This window comes from Nocardia alni, from assembly GCF_019038435.1.
Lineage (GTDB): Bacteria > Actinomycetota > Actinomycetes > Mycobacteriales > Mycobacteriaceae > Nocardia > Nocardia alni.
Window position 1 is genome coordinate 20,575 of sequence record NZ_JAGPOX010000097.1, and the last position, 18,351, is coordinate 38,925.

At 66.8% G+C, this 18,351-nt stretch carries 13 protein-coding genes and 2 pseudogenes; 6 read left to right on the plus strand and 9 right to left on the minus strand.

Going from position 1 to position 18,351, the window contains the following annotated elements; translation table 11 throughout:
- Nucleotides 1-96: 96 nt before the first annotated feature.
- Complete coding sequence (locus JZ791_RS29895) at nucleotides 97-465, plus strand: ATP-binding protein (protein WP_216898826.1); 369 nt, start codon at nucleotides 97-99, stop codon at nucleotides 463-465.
- Between the two features lie 5 nt (nucleotides 466-470).
- Here the strand turns inward: JZ791_RS29895 and JZ791_RS29900 are convergent, their stop codons facing one another.
- From JZ791_RS29900 to JZ791_RS29910, 3 genes are read right to left on the minus strand one after another with little or no spacing between them, the layout of a single operon-like run.
- Nucleotides 471-1,160, minus strand: a complete 690-nt coding sequence (locus JZ791_RS29900) for a PAS and ANTAR domain-containing protein (RefSeq protein ID WP_216898827.1) — start codon at nucleotides 1,158-1,160, stop codon at nucleotides 471-473.
- A 52-nt stretch (nucleotides 1,161-1,212) separates the two neighbouring features.
- Entirely contained in the window at nucleotides 1,213-2,031 is an 819-nt protein-coding gene (locus JZ791_RS29905; RefSeq protein WP_216898829.1) for an RNA polymerase sigma factor SigF, read from the minus strand.
- Entirely contained in the window at nucleotides 2,010-2,468 is a 459-nt protein-coding gene (locus tag JZ791_RS29910) for an ATP-binding protein (protein WP_254206562.1), read from the minus strand. Before JZ791_RS29910 ends, JZ791_RS29905 begins: the two co-directional genes overlap by 22 nt.
- Nucleotides 2,469-2,714: 246 nt before the next feature.
- Between JZ791_RS29910 and JZ791_RS29915 the strand changes: the two are divergent.
- The 3 genes and pseudogenes from JZ791_RS29915 to JZ791_RS29920 form a co-directional block, all read left to right on the plus strand.
- Nucleotides 2,715-3,305: pseudogene (locus tag JZ791_RS29915) on the plus strand (SDR family NAD(P)-dependent oxidoreductase); the annotation flags it as partial.
- Between the two features lie 270 nt (nucleotides 3,306-3,575).
- Nucleotides 3,576-4,001 (plus strand): annotated as a pseudogene (locus JZ791_RS45365) (nitroreductase family deazaflavin-dependent oxidoreductase); the annotation flags it as partial.
- A gap of 36 nt (nucleotides 4,002-4,037) precedes the next feature.
- Nucleotides 4,038-4,475, plus strand: a complete 438-nt coding sequence (locus tag JZ791_RS29920; protein WP_254206575.1) for a MarR family winged helix-turn-helix transcriptional regulator — start codon at nucleotides 4,038-4,040, stop codon at nucleotides 4,473-4,475.
- Here the strand turns inward: JZ791_RS29920 and JZ791_RS29925 are convergent.
- Nucleotides 4,462-5,547, minus strand: a complete 1,086-nt coding sequence (locus JZ791_RS29925; protein WP_254206564.1) for an ABC-2 transporter permease — start codon at nucleotides 5,545-5,547, stop codon at nucleotides 4,462-4,464. The genes JZ791_RS29920 and JZ791_RS29925 overlap by 14 nt on opposite strands.
- A gap of 343 nt (nucleotides 5,548-5,890) precedes the next feature.
- Here JZ791_RS29925 and JZ791_RS29930 point away from each other — a divergent pair, with 343 nt between their 5' ends.
- Nucleotides 5,891-8,395: an ATP-binding protein gene (locus JZ791_RS29930; RefSeq protein WP_216898832.1), complete on the plus strand. Its 2,505-nt coding sequence runs from the start codon at nucleotides 5,891-5,893 to the stop codon at nucleotides 8,393-8,395.
- Between the two features lie 3 nt (nucleotides 8,396-8,398).
- Complete coding sequence (locus tag JZ791_RS29935; RefSeq protein ID WP_216898834.1) at nucleotides 8,399-8,839, plus strand: tetratricopeptide repeat protein; 441 nt, start codon at nucleotides 8,399-8,401, stop codon at nucleotides 8,837-8,839.
- On the opposite strand, the gene JZ791_RS29940 is transcribed toward JZ791_RS29935, so the two are convergent.
- The 5 genes from JZ791_RS29940 to JZ791_RS29960 form a co-directional block, all read right to left on the minus strand.
- On the minus strand, nucleotides 8,832-12,314 hold the full coding sequence (locus JZ791_RS29940; protein WP_216898836.1) for a tetratricopeptide repeat protein: 3,483 nt from the start codon (nucleotides 12,312-12,314) through the stop codon (nucleotides 8,832-8,834). The genes JZ791_RS29935 and JZ791_RS29940 overlap by 8 nt on opposite strands.
- Before the next feature lie 68 nt (nucleotides 12,315-12,382).
- Nucleotides 12,383-13,105: a hypothetical protein gene (locus JZ791_RS29945; RefSeq protein ID WP_216898838.1), complete on the minus strand. Its 723-nt coding sequence runs from the start codon at nucleotides 13,103-13,105 to the stop codon at nucleotides 12,383-12,385.
- A 266-nt stretch (nucleotides 13,106-13,371) separates the two neighbouring features.
- Nucleotides 13,372-15,750: an MFS transporter gene (locus JZ791_RS29950; protein ID WP_216898840.1), complete on the minus strand. Its 2,379-nt coding sequence runs from the start codon at nucleotides 15,748-15,750 to the stop codon at nucleotides 13,372-13,374.
- A gap of 336 nt (nucleotides 15,751-16,086) precedes the next feature.
- Nucleotides 16,087-17,364, minus strand: a complete 1,278-nt coding sequence (locus JZ791_RS29955) for an ABC transporter permease (RefSeq protein ID WP_216898842.1) — start codon at nucleotides 17,362-17,364, stop codon at nucleotides 16,087-16,089.
- A gap of 266 nt (nucleotides 17,365-17,630) precedes the next feature.
- On the minus strand, nucleotides 17,631-18,351 hold a 721-nt coding region (locus JZ791_RS29960), incomplete at its 5' end, for an ABC transporter permease (RefSeq protein WP_216898843.1).

Sequence of the window (18,351 nt, forward strand, 5' to 3'; positions counted from 1 at the left end):
CGAGCAGGAGGTAATACGTGTGGTGTCGTTGATCGCGTGCTCGAGATGAATCGGCCGGCGAGGCACCCGACCACACTGGAATTGAACTTTCCGGCTGTGGCCGATCAACTTGCCGACATCCGCCATGCGCTGGACGCATGGCTCGAGCAGTGCGCGATGGACGACACCCGAGCCTCCGATGTACTGCTGGCCGTCAACGAGGCTTGCACCAACGCCGTCGAGCACGGGCACCGCGGCGATGGCCGCCTCATCTCGCTGACCGCACGCGTCGAGAGCGACGAGCTGCGCGGTGACGAGTTGCATATCGTCATCACCGACCACGGCCGGTGGAAGCCGCCGGAAACCGAACCGGATTCGACACGGGGACGCGGGATAGCGATCATCCGGGCCCTGTTCCCCGACACCACCATGACGACCGGAGACGCGGGCACGGTCGTGACGATGCGAGCGCGTATCCGGACGTAGGCCGGCTAGCCTTCCGCCGGCGAGATTCGTTCGTGCGCGGTCAGCAGCACGTGATCGAATCTCGTGCGCAAACCGACGCCGTTGGAATCCAGTTGTTTCGCGTCATCGAGCAACTGCGCGGCCAGATCGCGCAGCTTGGTGTTGGTGTGCTGGGAACGCCATTTCAGTACCGCGAAGGCCTGTTCGGAGTTCAGGTTGTAGACCAGCACGAGCATGCCCTTGGCCTGCTCGATCGCCGCCCGGGTGGCGATCACCTCGGGTAACGCGTCGTTGAGGGCCTCGTTGCGCTCTTGTTCGAGGGCGTCGGTGAGGTCGACGTAGTATCCGGACGTGCCGGTGACGGCGCCCTCGTCGTTGGTCTCGTAATCGCCGATGACGATCACCTCGCGCACCGTCCCGGCGGTATCGATGATCCGATGCCTGCTGCAGAACGGCTCGCCGGACTCCACGAGCCTGTTGAGCAGCGCCTCGATATCGGGCCGGTCGTCAGGATGCTGATGGGACACGAGCAGTTCGGTGGTCGGCTCGACGGCGCCGGGCTCGTAACCGAACATCCGCGCCAATTCGTCGGACCACGTCCACCGCCGGTCGGCAAGTGAGTACCAGAACTCGCCCGCGTTGGAGCACGAATCGTTCCCGATCACGCTGCCGAGCGCCGTCGCGAAGTGCGGGTCGAGCTGTTTACCACCGATCATCACACCAGTATCCGCCCCCGGCCTCGCATCGGTATGCCGCCGGTCGACCCGATCAGTCCTCGAGGGCCTGCTGACGCAGCATTCGCAAGGTCTTGGTCAGCATTCGCGATACCTGCATCTGCGAGCACCCGAGTTGTTGGGCGATCTGCTGCTGGGACATCGAACCGTAGAACCGCATGATGAGCACCTGCCGCTCCCGCTCGGGTAACGCGGCCAGCAGCGGCGCGACGGCCAGATAGTCGTCGATGAGATTGAACTGCGGTTCCTCGGCGCCCAGGGTGTTCAGCACGGCGAACGTGTCGCTCGAACCGTCCTCGGTCTCGGCGCCGCCGTCTAGCGAGGAGGCCTGGTAGCCGTTGCGGGCGATCAGCGCCTGCGTCACCTCCGCGAGATCGACCTCGAGTTCCTCGGCGATCTCCCGGGCCTTGGGCACACGGCCCAGACGCTGGGTCAGCGCCTCGGTCGCCGGGCCCAGCTTGATGTGAATCTCCTTGAGCCGCCGTGGAACTCGCACCGACCAGCTGTGATCGCGGAAGTACCGCCGCACCTCGCCCATGATGGTCGGCACCGCATAGCCGAGGAAGGTGGCGCCGTAGTCGGGATCGAACCGGTCCACCGCGGCGACCAGGCCGACCCTGGCGATCTGTACCAGGTCCTCGAAATTCTCGCCGCGACCGGTGAACTTGCGCGCGATGTGCTCGGCCACGGGCAGACAGCGGGAGATGATCTCCTCGCGCAGTCGCTGCCGCCTCGGATCATCCGGAGCAAGCGCCGCCAGTTCGGCGAACAGCGGCTCGATGTTGTCGTATCCACCGTCGGCGTCACCCGGTGTACGGGACACCCCACCGGTCACCGATCGCTGCCTGTCCATCGGAATTCGACGGTCGTGCGGCAGCCGCCGAGCGCGGCGTCGTGGGGATCCACCGTGATGGTGAGCGAATCGGTCAGTGTGGACACGATGTGCCAGCCGATGCCGCGCTGATCGGGCCCCTCGCCGGACACGGTCAGGACCGATACCCGGATCTGGACCCCCGTGCCGTTGTAGCCGATCGTGCAGTCCAGTTCGGTATCCGGCACCGCGTCCTGGATCAGGGCGGTCGCGACCTCCTCCAGCGCGAGCCGGATATCGGTCACCTCGTCGATACCGAAATCCGCCAGCAGCGCGACGGTTTCGGCGACGGCGCGCAACATCGCCAGATCCTCGAAGTCGGCACGCACCTGGATACCGATCGTGCGGGTACGCGTCGACGACATCGATGCCTTCTCGCCCAAAGCCATTCGCAACTCCCGAATCTCGGCCACGTCCATGCGCTACTCCCGGACCCCGAACTCTACCGCGACGCGGACTCTGCCATATATCAAGCGGCCCTGATGCGCAGCGGGCTTACCGCGTGCGGTCCGACGACTCGGGCGCCGACGTCGCCGGTGCTGTGATCGTCGACTGTTCGTTCGGCGAAGCCGCGTGGTGCGAGCTATATTGAAGGTGCCTTCATTAGCTAAGGTAGCTTCAATAACAAAGGCGGCTTCAACCACCGCCGAGAGGCAGGGACCGACATGCGACAAACATGGTTCATCACGGGTTCTTCACGCGGCCTCGGTCGCGCGCTGGTCCGGGCCGCGCTCGAGGCGGGTGATCGCGTCGTCGCGACGGCACGCCGTCCCGAGCAGCTCGCGGAATTCGTCGAATCCCATGGTGAACGGGTGCTCGCGTGCGCTCTCGACGTGACGGATCCAGCGGCGGTCCGTGCTGCGGTGCAGGAGGCCATCGCGCACTTCGGCAGGCTGGACGTCGTGGTCAACAACGCCGGGTACCTGAACGTCGCGCCGATCGAAACGGGCGACGATCTGGACTTCCGCAGCCAGTTCGAGACCAACTTCTGGGGCGTCTACAACGTCTCCAAGGCGGTGATCCCGCAGTTGCGCGCCCAGGGCGGCGGCGTCATAGTGCAGTTCTCGTCCGCGCGCGGACGGGTCGGCGGGATCCCGGGTATCGCGAGCTATCAGGCCGCCAAGTTCGCCATCGACGGTTTCAGCCGGGCGCTCGCGGCCGAGACCGCCCCCTTCGGCATCTCGGTCCTCACGGTCGAACCGAGCTACTTCACCACCGACGCCACCGGCGCCTCGATGACGATCCACGACATTCCCGCACAGTACGAGGCCACGGTCGGCGCGATGCTAACCCGCGGCGGCGGCCCGGCCCCAGCCGGCGATCCGGCACGGGCTGCGGCGATCGTCGTCCAGGCCGTTCAGCGCGGCACGCTGCCCACTCACCTGCTGCTGGGCGTGAACGCCGTCGAAATGTCACTCGACTACTCGCGGCGGCAGATCCAGGAGGCGACCGACTGGGCGGAGGTCAGCCGCTCCGCCGCCTTCGGCGAGCCGTACCCGGCGACCTTCCCTGCGGGGACAGCGCGAGAAACCGTCGAGTTCAGTCCCTCGGAACACGCGCGTGACCAGACGAAGCGGATCCTGGAGACCGGCACGACGGCGGGCATCGAGATACTCGGCTCGCCGATCGTGCTGTTGACGCTGCGCGGCGCGAAAAGTGGCGCGCTTCGGTATACCCCGGTGATGCGGGTGGAGCACGAGGGCCGGTACGCGGTCATCGCCTCCAAGCAGGGCGCTCCCGGGCACCCCACGTGGTACTACAACATCAAGGCGCACCCGGAGTTCTCACTGCAGGACGGGACGGTGAGCAAGGTCTACCGCGCGCGGGAGGTCGAGGGCGCCGAGCGGGCACAGTGGTGGGAGCGTGCGGTGCGGGCGTACCCGTCGTACACCGAATACCGGGAGAAGACCGACAGGCAGATCCCGTTGTTCGTGCTCGACCCGCAGTGGTGATCGCGCGGAACCCCTGCCTAGCATGACGCCGTGGCGATGAACAGCGACCGGAATCTGTCCTCGGCGGTCGACTTCGGCCTGACGCTCAAACGCGCGCAGCACGTGCTCGCGCAGCGCATCGACGAGGTTTTGCGCCCGCACGACCTCAATCTGGGCCTGTGGGCGGTACTGCGCGAGGTGGCGGACCAGCCGGGCGCCTCGGCCTCCGAGCTGGCCAGAGCCACCTTCCACACCCCGCAGACACTCAGCGGACTGTTACAGCGACTGCAGGATCGGGGGCTGGTCGACCGCAGCACGGGTCGCGGCCGCATCGTGGACAACCACGTGACCGCGGCGGGCCATCGCACGCTCGCCGCGGTCACGCCGCAGGCCGAGGCCGTCATCGACAACGCCCTGGCAGCGCTCGAACCGGCGAAGCGCGAGACCTTCCATCGATTGCTGGCCGAGTTCGCGGACGGCCTCACCGGCCGGTAACGCCGTCGTCCTTGTACCGTCCGCCGGGATGACGGTCGCGCCACACCCAGAACACCACGCACGCCACCAGCGCCCAGGCCGCCAGCACCAGGTAGGGGAACACGTGCTGGTGACCGCCGAAGTACACCGCCGTGTGCTGGGCGTTCACCGACGCACCGGGCGGCAGCCACCGGCCGATGATTCCCAGTGGGGAGGGCAGCAGCGGCCACGACACCGCCCCGCCGGAGGACGGATTGCCCAGCAGCACCAGCAGGGCCCAGGTCGGGATCATCGCCCAGCGCCCGAACAGGGTGTTGAACATCGTGAAGATCATCCCGGTGGTGAACATCGTCAACGCCAGGATCAGCCAGGAGTGCACGAACGGCAGTCGCAGCGCGCCCAGCCACCAATCGACCACGGCCGCGATGACGAAGGACCCGGTCAGCGCGCTCGCGGCGATGAACGCGATCCGTTCGGCCGGATTCAGCGCTCGCGCGTGCACGCTGAGCTGGATCGCGCCGACCATGCCGATGATCACCGCCGCCAGCGTGATGTAGAAAAGCGTCAGACCGCGTGGATCACCCTTCTGCAGCGGCTTGATGTCGGTCACCACGACCGGCGTCCCGATCTTGTGTCCCACTGCCGTCGCCGACTCCGTAAGTACCTGCGCCACGGTGGAGCCGGAGGCGCCGGACACGTCGAAAACGATCCGGTCGGGCCTGGTCACATCCACGATGCCGAACACCTGTTGCGCCTCGACAGCGTCGAGTGCGGCCCCTCGATCGGCGTACCGGTCGACGTGTAAGGCCCCGTTCAGCGCCGTATCGAGCCCGGCCAGGAACGCCGCGCCGGGCGCGGCGTCGCCCGAGCCGATGAGCGCCACCGGAATTCGGTGCGGTGTGGGATTGGCCATGCTGTAGGTGTACGAGCCGGCGAACAGCCCGGCGGCGATGGCCAGGATGAACACCAGCACAGTGGCGGGCAGGAACGGAGACTTCCGCATCCGCGCCCACACCAGACGCCACCTGGCAACCTTTTCGTGTTTTCCGGCGCCGGGGCGCGTATCCGGCTGCTCTACCCGCACTTCGGACATGGGCTCAAGCTTAGGGGCACAGATACGGCGAGACGGCAATCTTTCAGCATCCATACCGCATCGAGGGTGAGCTCCGCCCATGCGGGTTATTTGCCCGAATCAGCATTTCGGTCGAATCCCGTTGCCGCGCACTTTCGCCGATCCGGCACCGCCACACCGAACACAATTCCACCAAAGGCGACATTTCACGCAGGCGATCACGAACGGAAGGGGGACAAAACAAACCTACAGTTCGTAAACTTTGACATTCTCAGGGATTTACAGCGTCAGGAAGCAATAAAGAAGTCCGATGACCGGGTAATCTGACGCTGTGACCTCATCATGGTCTCGCGGGGACGATAAATTGCGTTCTGCACGTGAGCAATTCGCTGATCGACTGGTAGAGCTGTTCAAGGCCGCCGGATATCCCACCCTCAGCCAGGTGGTGTCGGCCACCGAGACGCGGATGCGCGCTGCGCGGGGCAATGGTGTGCAGGGGCGAATGTCGTTGCAGCGCCTCTGCGATTGGCGCTCAGGGCGCAACGTGCCGGGGAAGTTCGAAGCGTTCGAGCCGGTACTGATCACCCTGCTGTCGATGGCGGACGGGACCGCGTCGATGCGGGCCGTCCTGCGGGATCGGTCCGCGTGGCACCGTTTGTGGCGGGCGGCCCGGGTCGAAGGCAGCATCCCGGCCGTGACGAAGCCCGCGCCGAGTCGATATGCAACGGAACATCCACGGCCACGGGTGGGTTCGAGTCTGTGGCGAGATCTTCCCACCTTCGTCGGCCGTGCCGCCGAAGTGCGGCGAATCGTCGAGGCGGCCGACTCCGGGCGGATCGTCTCGGTCCACGCCATCGACGGCATGGCCGGTGTCGGCAAAACCGCCCTGGTCACGCGGGCCGCGCATCTGCTGGCCGATCGGTTTCCCGACGGCCGGTACTTCGTGGAGCTCAACGCGCACGCGCCGGATCTGGTACCCGCCGATCCGTTCGACGTGCTGGCCACACTACTTACCGATATCGGTATCGATCCCGGCCATATCCCTGTCACCCTGGACGGTCGGCGTGATCTGTGGCGCGATCGTGTCAACGGCAGACGCATCCTGCTGGTTCTCGACGACGCGCTCGACCGTGCCCAGATCGAGCCGCTGCTGCCGGGCGGATCCGGTTGTCTGACCCTGATCACCGGACGGCGTCGCCTGGCGGATCTCGACGGCGCCGTGCCGCTGGAACTGGCCACGCTGGACCCCGCCGGTGCGGCGGAACTCTTCTGCAGGGTGGGGCGGTTGTCCCCGACCGGCGACGATGTGGCGGCGGTGGCGAAAATCGTACGGCTGTGCGGAAATCTGCCGCTGGCGATCGTGCTGCTCGCGGCCCGGCTCGTACATCACCCCACGTGGACGGTCACGGGATTCGCCGAGGAGCTGGCGAGCACCCACGACCGCCTCGCGGAGTTGGAGGCCGGGCAGCGTGCGGTGCGTGCGGCATTCATGACCTCGTACCTCTCCCTGCCGCCCGACCGGCAGCAACTGTTCCGGAGACTGGGACTGCACCCTGGATCGGAGGTGGACGCGCACGCCGCCGCGGCGCTGGACGCGATCCCGGTCGCCGAGGCGCGGCGTGGTCTGGAGGCGCTGTACCTGGATCATCTGATCGAGGAAACCGCACCGGGTCGGTACCGTTCGCACGACTTGGTACGGGAATTCGCCGGATCGCTTGCCGCGCAAGACTCCGTCGATGATCGGGATCGTGCGCTGGACCGGCTGCTCGATTATTACGCGCACGCCTCACACAGCGCGCTGTACTCCGGTTCTGCCGTGCGTCAGGAACCCGATACCAGCGGACCTGCCGTGCCGATCCATTCCACGCAGGCCGAAGCGCTGGCCTGGATGGGCAGGGAACGACCTAATATCTTGGCCTGCTTGGACTATGCGGCGTCCCGGAATCAGGTGCGCCACGTGATCGCGCTGACCGCGGCACTCACCGTCGAACTCCGGCTCAACGGGCCTTGGCAGCTGGGCATCTTCGCCCGGCGCGATCGTGTCGCCGCCCACGCCGTCCAAACCGTCACCGAGGCAATGACATTCAAGGATTTCAGTCCGGCCGGCTACTTGCCGGATGGACATGCCGTCGCCGCCGGTCTGCTACAGCGGCAACTGGACCGCGACCCCGATATGGCGCCGCCGATGCGGCTTGCCGCTCTGCGCACCCTGGTGTTCGCCTATCTCATGGCTGGCGAGGACTCGGCGGCATTGGCGACACAGCGGCAGATACTCGCGTGGTACCGGGATACGGGAGATCGAGCGCGGGAGGGCGCCACCCTCAGCATTCTGGGCTGGATTCATCACGCGGTCGGTGAGGAACTCACGGCAATCGATCTGCTGCGCCAAGCGTTGGCTATCCATCAATTGCACGACAATCGTCGCGGGGAGGCCTCCGCCAGGGTCAATCTGGCCTGGGTGTACTGCACTCGAGGCGATTGGGCGACCGCGACCGACCAGATACGACGAGCGAGGGCGTACTACAACGGCTGCGGCCGCCGATCCGACGAAGCGTTCGCTCTGGCCGCCGAAGGCTGGATGGCATTTCTGGCGGGGTGCTGGAGCAGGGCCAGGACACTCGGGCTTCGAGCGCAGCACATCTGGATGGAACTCGGCAACCGATCCGGCGAGGCATTGAGTCGCAACAGTGTTGGCCTGATCAATTTACTGACCGGAGAATATTCTGCTGCCACAGCGGAGTTCCAGGAGGCGCTCACCCTGTACGAGAGCATCGGCAATAGATCCGGGATCCCTTCCGCACTGAACAATCTCGGAAGGGCGCAAATGTGCCTGGGCGACTATTCGGCCGCCGACTCGTCGATTCGTTAAGCAATGGCGATCTACGAGGATATCGGCATCGAAACCGGCCGAGCCGAGGCATTGGGACACCTGGGCTGGATGCGGCACCTGCAGGGACGACAGGATGCGGCGATGGATCTGCTACGCGAGGCCCTGACGATCTTTCAGAACATTCATTCCAGTCCAGGGGAAACCGAGACGTACAACCGCATAGCCGCGGTAACCGCCGAGATCGGCGACTGGGAGCAGGCGCTGTCGATCTTCGAACGGGCGCTGGGGTCGGCGCGGCGGATTCGCAACCGCATAGAAGAGGCCCGGGCGCTGGAGGGCATCGCTCGCTGCTGTGCGCGATTCGACCACGGGCCCGCGGCGGAAACCCTGCTGCGCCAGGCGATGGACATCTACTCCGAACTCGGCGCCGCCGAGGCGCGCACCATGCCCAGAGAACTCCGCGCACAACCGCAACTCAGCTGAATCGCCGACTCGAGGCCGTATCGGGCACGGGTAGATCTCGCCACACCCGGCGTTTCTTCCACCGAATATGGATATCGCGGATCAGCCGGAGCGCGTCGATGTAGGCGACCACAGCATTGTGCGGCTCGACCGACGACTCCTCCCACAGCTCATTGATCCGGTCGATCATCTCGGCCCGGCCGGGCTGATCGCCGAGCTCACGAAACAGCGCGAGCCCCGCACTCGCCAGATCGGCGGCGCCGGAATAGTCGCCGGTCTTGTAGTGCGCCAGCCCGAGACCGACGAAAGCGTATGCCTCACCGAGACGTTCACCGATATCACGGAAGATCGCCGGCGCTCGCTCGACCATCTCGATCGCGCCCGGATAATCACCGGCCCGATAGCGCAGCAATCCCAGCAGGACAAAACTGCAGGCTTCGCCCAGACGGTCACCGATATCGCTGAATATCGTCGTGGCCTCCTGCGCGTGGACCGTGGCTTGCGCGTAATCGCCCTCGGTGTACCGGAGCATTGCCAGTCCGCCGAGACTGAATGCACACCCCAAACGGTCACCGGTCTCCTGGAAGATATCCATCGCCCGTCGCACCAGGCTGTCGGCGCCCGCCGCATCGCCCGCGACGAATCGAAGCCGCCCCAGGCTGCCGAGCGTGTAGGCCTCCCCGATTCGGTCACCGGTCTCCCGAAAGATATCCAGTGCCCGTTCCAGATCCGCGATTCCGTCGGACATGGCGTCGGTGGCGTAGCGCAGCCTGCCGAGCCCGCTGAGCGCATACGCCTGCCCCACCCGGTCACCGATCTCCTGGAATACCACCAGCGCCTGGCACATGAGATCGTCCGCCACCGGATATTCACCGGACGCGTATCGCACCAGGCCGACCATGAGCAGTGTGTATCCCTGCCCGACCCGGTCGCCGATCTCTTGAAATATCGCCAGTTCCCGTCGCATCTCCCCCGCCGCGGCGCCATAGTCCCCGGTGGAATACCGCACCAGGCCGAGGCCGCCGTGCATATACGCCTGACCGACGCGGTCGCCGATCTCCTGGAATATCGCCAGCGCGTGTTCCAACTGCCCGGCGGCGCCCGCGGTATTCCCGGTCGCGTAGCGCACCGAACCGAGAGTGTTGAGCGCGTAGGCCTCGTTCACTCGGTCACCGACGTCCTGGTAGATCGCCAACGCCCGCCGCGTCAGATCGCCGGCGCCCGCGTAGTCGCCGGTGGCGAACCGCACGGACGCAAGATCGTTGAGCGCGTATGCTTCTCCGAAACGGTCACCGTCCCGGCGGTAGATCTCCAGTGCCTGTTCCTCGGCCGCGGTCGCACCCGGATAGTCGCCCATCGCATAGCGCACCACGCCCAGCTCATCCAGTGCGTAGGCCTCACCGAGCCGATCACCGGTCTGCCGGAAGATCGCCAGCGCCTCCCGGACCAACGCGTCGGTGCCCGGATAGTCCCCGGTCGCGTAGCGCACCACGCTCAGACCGCTCAGGGCGTAGGCTTCGCCGAGCCGATCGCCGCTGTCGCGGTAGATCGCCAATGCCTGCCGGACCAGATCGGCAGCGGCCGGATAATCTCCCGTCGCGAAACCCAAGCGCCCCAGGTTGCTCAGTGCGTGTGCCTGTCCGCCCCGGTCACCGATCGCCCGGTATGTCATCAGCGCCTGCCGGACCAGGTCGGCGGTGCCCGGATAGTCCCCGGCCGCATATCGCACCATGGCCAGATCGTCGAGTGCGTCGGCGGCGGCGAGCGGATCACCGGTGTGTTCGGCGACGGAGGCCGCGCGGCGATGCAGCCGGATCGCCAACGGCCACGGACCATCCAGACGAAGCAGCCCCGACAGGATGCTGGTCAGGCCGACCATCCGCGCCGGACGACGGTGGGCCGCAGCATATTCTAGGCAGGCCAGGAGGTTGGCGCGCTCGGACCGTAACCAGGCCATCGCACCCGCGCGATCCGAAAAGTACGGTGCGACAGCAGGTTCCGGATCATCATCCGGTGTGTGCGGGCGTGGCCCCACGGTCACGAACCGGTCGGCGGCGCCCGCGATCTGCTGATAGTGCTCCAGCAACCGATCGACCGCATCGCGGAGATCCTCGGCCGGGTCCTCGGCGACCAGGTCCAGGCCGTATTCGCGCAGCAGGTCATGCATTCGATAGCGGCCACCGACGGGTTCGTCGAGCAGGTGGTCCAGGAACAGAGCCTCGAGGTCGCGCCGAGCCCGGGCCGGGGTGACGTCGCCCAGCACCGCGGCCGCATATCGGTCGATTTCGGGGCCCGGGTGCAGGCTGATGCGCCGGAACAACCGCTGCCGGTCCGGCGGTAAGTCGTTGTAGGACATGGTGAATGCGGCCCGCACGGCCCGTTCGCCGGCCTCCAGCTCGCCCAGCCGGTCCTGTGTCGTGGCCAGCTCGGCGCCCATCTCCGCGATGGTCCATCTGGTGTGGTGCGCCAGCCGGCCGGCGAGCAACACGATCGCCAGCGGCAGATACCCGCACAACCGGACGATGTCCTGTATCGCCGGGCGTTCGCCGTCGCCGGGCGCCCGGCGGGCCAGCGTGCAGAACAACTCGGCGGCCTTGTCCCCGTCCAGGGTGTCCAGCGGGAAGGGCTGGGATCCGTCGAGGGCGAGCAGGCGCCGGCGACTGGTGATCAGCGTGAGACACCGCGGCCCGTTCGGCAGCAGCGGCTCGACCTGGGCATGGTCGGCGGCATCGTCGAGTATGAGCAGAATTCGCTTGTCCGCCAGACGATCTCGCCACATATTGCGCCGATTCTCCAGGCTGTCCGGAATATTGCGAGGATCAACCCCCAGATCGGTGAGCAGTCCTGCCAGTACGTCGGTGGGCCTTGCGGCGGGATGGCCGGCGGTGTGGGCATGCAGGCTGACGAACAGACGCCCGTCCGGAAACTGATCGGCGAACCGATGGGCGGCACGGATGGCCAGCGCGGTTTTGCCGATTCCGGGCATTCCGTCGATGGTGTGGATGGATATCTCCCGCGTCGGACCAGCGACGTCGAGGATGCGCCGCAGTTCGTCGTCGCGGCCGATCAAGGTATCCACATCGCGGGGCAGCGTATCGGTGACCAGGGGGCGATCGGTGTCCTGCGGCGCGCGGCCGACGACGGGATCGGAACCCGACTCGTTCACGGCCTTCCGCCAAAGCCTTTGCCACATCGCCGTATTCAGCAGACCGGCCGGAACGGTGGCCTTCCTCTGACGGGTGAGGGAAATCAGCGTCGCCAGCACCGGTTCCAGCGACGCGAACCGTGCGGGCACATTGCGCCCGGACCGCCAATCGCTGACCCGCTGGATCGTGGGCAGCCTGCGCGCGCTGCGCCACCGCGCTCGGGTGGTGCGCACCACCTGTTCGAGGGTCGGGTTGCCCGCCGCCTCGAACAGCTCGGACAGCTTGTCCGCGAATTCACTTCGCGCCGTGCCATTGACGTCGTCCCCATCATCGGCAAATTCGGTTGCCACGCAAACAGGTTAGTCGTCCCGGAACACGCCACAGGTGAAATTCGCGGAGTGAGACACACAGCCGCGCTTCATATTCGGCATTGCTCGGCCGGCTCTATCGCATGCCAGGTCAGGCCCGGAAACAGTGAATGGACCGGATCGTCGCCGGGCAGCGGGCGCACGCCGTCGCGGCCGATCCGCACAGCCTCGGCGAGCAGGTCGGCGTCTCCGGATCGCTCGAATACGGCCAGCAGGGTGTCGACGAGGTCGGCCAGTGCCGCCGGACGGTCGGGGTCGTCGAGCGCGAGCGCCGCCACCGCCTGACGGGCGATCTCGGCGACCTCGTTCACCAGTTCGGTTTCGTCCACACGCCCGGCGAGCTGGGCCAGATCGGACCACGAAAGACACAGGAGCTCCGCACGATTCGGGTTGTCGCTCGCGACGGCCGCGATCATGGCCCGGTCGGCCCGTGTCAATTCCGTCAGATCACCGGTGTCGTCGGTGCATTCGAACAACAACGCCAGCGCATAGCGATGGTTGATCCGCGCGCTCAGATGCATTCGATGGTCCTCGGGCAGGTCGCCGGCGGCGGCCAGTGCGTCCCGATCGACCAGTATCGATTCCCGCAGCATCCCGATATCGCCGGTGCGGCAGGCCAGGACGGACAGCAGGTAGCCCAGGTCGTGCAGGCAGAGCGCACGCTCCGGATCCTCCGCCGGCGCACCGGCTATGACCGAGCGCAATCCGTTCACCACCGCCCGCAGTTCCTCGATCTCGGCCGGATCACCACTCGCGATCAGCTCGTCAGACACGATGTTCACCCTCTCCCCAAGGTTGATTCCCGGTACACCGGCGACTCCCATGGGCACCATGAGATTTCACATCCGAACCGGACAACAACGAACTACCGGATATCCGGGGACGAACATGCTGATCAGAAGCTCGGCGACAGGTTTCCGGTCCGGAATTCCGGTTCTCCGCGGTTCCGGCCTGTCATGTACGGCCCGCAGCGGTGTTCCGGGAGATCGACATGGTCGACTCCTGCTGTGGCACAGCAGGAGTCGACCGTCGTGCGGTGCTAGCGGACGGGCAGGGGGGTCACCTCGTCATAGCCGAGGTTCACATCGTGGACAACCTCACCGCCGATGACCCGAACTCGGCTGCTCACCGAGGGGTAGCCGCGGGTGACGACCGCGTAGCGGCCCTCGGGCAGGTCGGACACGAGGTAGTGGCCCTGGTCGTCGGTGCGGGCGGTGGCGATGTGGTCGCCGGTCTCGTCCAGGACCGTCACCTGGGCGTCGGGGACCACGCGGCCCGCGGCGTGCACCGCGCCGACGAGGGTGGCCGAGGGGTCCAGCTCGATGTCGTGGCGCAGTACGCCGCCGTCGGGGACGGTCACGGTGTTCGCGGACGGGCGCATGCGCTCGGCCACGGCGACGATGGTGTGGGTGCCGGGAGCGACTCCGCGGCAGACGAATTCGCCGTCGGGGTTGGTGACCGCCGCGTCGACGACATCACCGCGCATGGTCGTCACGGTGACGGTCGCCCCGTCGACCGGTGTTCCGTCGGTGCGCCGCACGGTGCCCGACAGCTCGCCGGAACTCGGCAATGTCAGTTCCAGCCGCTGCGCCCGGGCGCCGACGATCACGGTGACCGCGACCGGCTCGTGCGCGGGGGCCGAGGCGATCAGCACATAGCTGCCCGGCGCCGGGACATCGATCCGGAAGGCGCCGTCCACACCGCCACGCGAGCGGGAAACCTGGTGTCCGCGTGGGTCGATCAGCGTGAGCGCGGCATCGGCCACCGGCAGGCCGCTCTCGCGGCGCACCAGCCCCTCGATCGCGTCCGGGACCGACGAGGAGGACGATTTCGACACCGACGCAACCGATTCGGTGGACCGCACCGCAGCCGAATCCGAACCGTTCGACCGTCCGGTGCCCCCGGCGAGACCGCCGGCCGCGTACCGGCCCGATCCATTGCTCCCGACCAGCGCGAGTTCCCGCTCCGGCAGTGGATTCGCCGTGATCGGCACGTATTCCTCGGCTATGACCTCCATGATCGGCTGCTTGCGTCCCCGACCGGACGGGATGAACACCGACGCGAGCGCGGTCAGTGCGGCGACACCGGTGAGGAACCAGAACACGTTGGTATAGCCCGAATTCGACGGGAATCCGTGTGCGGTATGCGTACCCGAGGTCAGGATCACCGAGGAAATCGCGCTGCCGATCGCGCCGCCGACGGTACGCACATTGGCGTTCATTCCGGTGGCCGCGCCGGTCTGTGCGGGCGGCACGGCCCCGACGATGATCGCGGGCATCGCCGAGAACGCCATGCCGATGCCGATGCCCAGCAGCCCGGCCGCGATGTAGATCTCCCAGCCGTGATCGTGGCCGGCCGCCAGTAGGGCGAAGGCGGGGACCGACAGCACGCCGCCGATCAGCACGATCCACTTGGGGCCGATCCGCGCGGCCAGCGGGCCGATCAGGAAGCCGATCGCGAACATCGCCACCGCCAGCGGCAGCATGTACAGACCGGACCGGGTGATGCTGGCGCTCAGTCCGTATCCGGCCAGGGCCCTGGGTGTTTGGAGCAGCTGCGGCAGGAAGGTCATCATCGCGTACATGCTCATGCCCATGAGCACGGCGGCCACATTTGTCGTCCACACCGCCGGGATGCGCATGGTGCGCATATCGATCAGCGGTGTCTTCGAACGCAATTCGACCACCACCCAGGCGATCGCGCACACCACCGCCGCCGCGAACAGGCCCAGCGTGCGGCCCGAGGCCCAGCCCCAGGACGGACCCTGGCTCACCGCCAGCAGCAGCGCAACCAGCCACGCGGACAGCAGAAACGCTGCGACCCAATTGATTCGGCCCGGACTGCGCACCGGTGACTCGGGCACGAACAGCACCGCGGCCACCGCGGTGATCGCGGTCATGATCATCGGCACCCAGAACAGCCAGTGCAGGTTCAGGTGCTGGACGATCGGACCGGCCAGCACCAGCCCGATTCCGGAGCCGACGGCCAGCAGCGAGGACGCGATGCCCACCGCGCCGTTCAGCTTCTTGGCGGGGAACTCGTCGCGGATGATGCCGAACGCCAGCGGGATCACGCCGCCGCCGAGGCCCTGGATCACGCGGGCCAGGATCATCACGCCGACCGATTCGGTCAGCGCCGCGATCAGCGAGCCGACCGTCAGCGCGACGAGCGTGAGGACCAGCATGCGCTCCTTGCCGACCTTGTCCCCGATCCGGCCCAGGATCGGCGTGGCCACCGAGGCGGACAGCAGATAGGCGGTCATCAGCCAGGTGGCGGTGGCCTGCGTGGTGTGCAGCGCCGGGATCAGCAGGGTGAACACCGGCACGATCAGCGACTGGAGCAGCGCGTATGCGGCGATTCCGAGCAGCAGCACGGCGAATACGACGTTGTAATGAGGGCGAGTTTTCATACGCGCCATGGGGTGCGTTTCCTCCCCGGAAGTAGAAACGGAGTTAATCTCCGTTTAGAACCCTAACAGAAGCGGAGAGTTCCTCCCATTCGAGCGATGTGATCTCGGACTCACCGAACGGCCGCTACGCGACCAACGTCTACGTCCCCTAACGGAAAACCGATCGTTACCCGGACAAATTCCCCGCGATGAAACCGACGATCGAGATCACGCACGACTGACGCTCATCCATACCCTCGCATGGCAGGCAGCGCGAAGGACCACTGCGATACCGGCAGTGATCTACCCGTTCGATACATGGAAGAACCTGCGAGAATTCACCAGGTGATCGGCCGGCAACGTGCTCTACGGGACGTAGGGTTCACCGTCGGCGCGGGGCGGACGGACCTGGCCGACCGCGCCGGCGACTGCGATTACGGTCAGCAGGTACGGCGTCATTTGCAGTACCTCGGTGGGGATTGGTGTCGCCAGTACCTGCAACTGGCCCTCGAGGGCCTTGGTGAATCCGAAAAACAGCGCCGCGCAGGTGGCTCCGATCGGGTGCCAGCGGCCCATGATCACCGCCGCGAGGGCGATGAATCCGTTTCCGGCCGACATTTCCTTGACGAATCCGCCGGTCGATCCGATCGTGAAATAGGCGCCGCCGAGCCCGGCGACGGCGCCCCCGAGCAGCACTGCCTCGTAGCGGATGCGCAGGACGCCGATGCCGACCGTCGCCGCGGCGCGGGGATGTTCGCCGACCGCCCGCATCCGCAGACCCCAGCGCGTGCGGTACAGCGCCACGGTGATCACCGCGACCAGCACCACCATCGTGTACACCAGCGCGGTCTGATCGAAGACGGTCGGGCCGAGGATCGGAATCGAGGACAGCACCGGCACCGCGATCGGCTGCAGAACGCCCGGATTGTTGAACCGCGCCGAGCCGTCGGGCAGGGCGATCAACTGATCGAACAGGTATCCCGTGATGCCCGTAGCGAAGACGACGAGTACCACGCCGAGCACGATCTGGTTCACCAGATAGCGGATCGAGAACACCGCCAGCAGCCAGGCGACGAATATCCCCGCCACGATCGCGGCCACCGCGCCGACCAGGAAGCTGCCGCTGACGGTCGCCACGACGGCCGCGGCGAACGCCCCGGCGAGCAGCTGACCCTCGATCGCGATATTGATCACGCCCGCGCGTTCGCACAGCACACCGGCCAGGGCGCCCAGGATCAGGGGCGTCGAGAGTGCGAGGGTCCCCTGGATCTGATTGGTGAGCGGGAACGTCTTTCCCGCAGCCGCCCAGCAGATGAATGTCACCACGAACGCGATGCCGAATACGGTGAACAGCAGGCCGGACCACCGCCCCAGCCCGCGCCGAAGATGCACTGCCGCAATGATTACCGCGATGATCGCCAGCACCACCGCGGTCGGCGCTGCGGGCAAACGCACCGGGCCCGGCCCGGATCCGCCCGGTGCCGCCAAGCCGAACGCCACGTCCCCATGCCCGGTAATCGAAGCCAACGCGACCGCTATGATCGCCAGCACCGCGAGCAAGGCCCCCAACCGTAGTCGCCGACGTCGCAGTTCGGGCGATTCCAGCCCGCGAGCGGCCGCCACCGGGGTTCCGCTCGAGATCACCGCGGCACTCCCCGCGCGCAGGCCATTCTCGGTAGCAGCTCGCTCCGAATGTCCGGCATGGTCCTGGCCCGTACTATCTCCGGCTCGGCCGGGGCCCACGATGTCCTCGGAATCGCCTGCACGCCCGATACTTCCCCGGCGCTCAGGATCCGCGGCCCCTCCGCGAGCGCCGACCGGCCCGGATTCTCCGCCGCGCGGCGAATTCGTTCCGTCTCCGGCAGCTCGCGCCCGCTCGGCATCGCCGACGCCGCCCGATTCCGCCGTCATCAGTTCCACCCCTTCGCCAGTACGGCCTCGGCGCGCTCGGCGCGGATTCGGAATACCGTGCGCACCAGCGCGGGCGCCGCCACCAGGATGACGATGACGGCTTGGAGCACCGTCACCAGTGTGAGCGGAGTTCCTGTGGCGGCCTGCATCTCGTTACCTCCCGCGTTCAGCGCGCCGAACAGCAGTGCGGCGCAGACGGTTCCGAGTGGATTACCGCGACCGAGCAGGGCGACGGTGATGCCGTCGAAGCCGAGCGATCCCGCGATCCCGTTGGTCAACGGCAGATCCGTGCCGAGTACCTGTTGGGCCCCTGCCAATCCGGCCAGCGCTCCGGCGATCACCATGGCCAGCACATAGGCGCGGCCGACCCCGATTCCGGCAGTGCGCGCGGCGTCCGGGTTCGCGCCCACGGCCCGCAACGAGAATCCCAATGTCGAGCGGGACAGCAACCACCACACCAGGATCGCCGCGAGGATCGCTACCAGCAGACCGAGATGCAGTCGGGTGCCGCCGAACCGGGGCAGTTGGGCGCTCGCGTCGACCACCGGACTGATCGGCTCGTGCCTACCCGGGCGCTGCAGTGGCTTGGTCGTCAACAGCCAGGTCAATGCGTACAAGGCAACGTAATTACCCATGATCGTCGAGATGACCTCGTGGGCCCCGGTGCGCGCCTTGAGAATTCCCGCGATTCCACCCCACACCGCACCACCGGCCAACCCC

Bases quoted from the DNA above. Each gene is read 5' to 3' on its own strand.
- JZ791_RS29900 (WP_216898827.1), bottom strand. From the start codon at position 1,160: ATGATCGGTGGTAAACAGCTCGACCCGCACTTCGCGACGGCGCTCGGC.
- JZ791_RS29905 (WP_216898829.1), bottom strand. From the start codon at position 2,031: ATGGACAGGCAGCGATCGGTGACCGGTGGGGTGTCCCGTACACCGGGT.
- JZ791_RS29910 (WP_254206562.1), bottom strand. From the start codon at position 2,468: ATGGACGTGGCCGAGATTCGGGAGTTGCGAATGGCTTTGGGCGAGAAG.
- JZ791_RS29925 (WP_254206564.1), bottom strand. From the start codon at position 5,547: ATGTCCGAAGTGCGGGTAGAGCAGCCGGATACGCGCCCCGGCGCCGGA.
- JZ791_RS29920 (WP_254206575.1), top strand. From the start codon at position 4,038: ATGAACAGCGACCGGAATCTGTCCTCGGCGGTCGACTTCGGCCTGACG.
- JZ791_RS29950 (WP_216898840.1), bottom strand. From the start codon at position 15,750: ATGGCGCGTATGAAAACTCGCCCTCATTACAACGTCGTATTCGCCGTG.
- JZ791_RS29935 (WP_216898834.1), top strand. From the start codon at position 8,399: ATGGCGATCTACGAGGATATCGGCATCGAAACCGGCCGAGCCGAGGCA.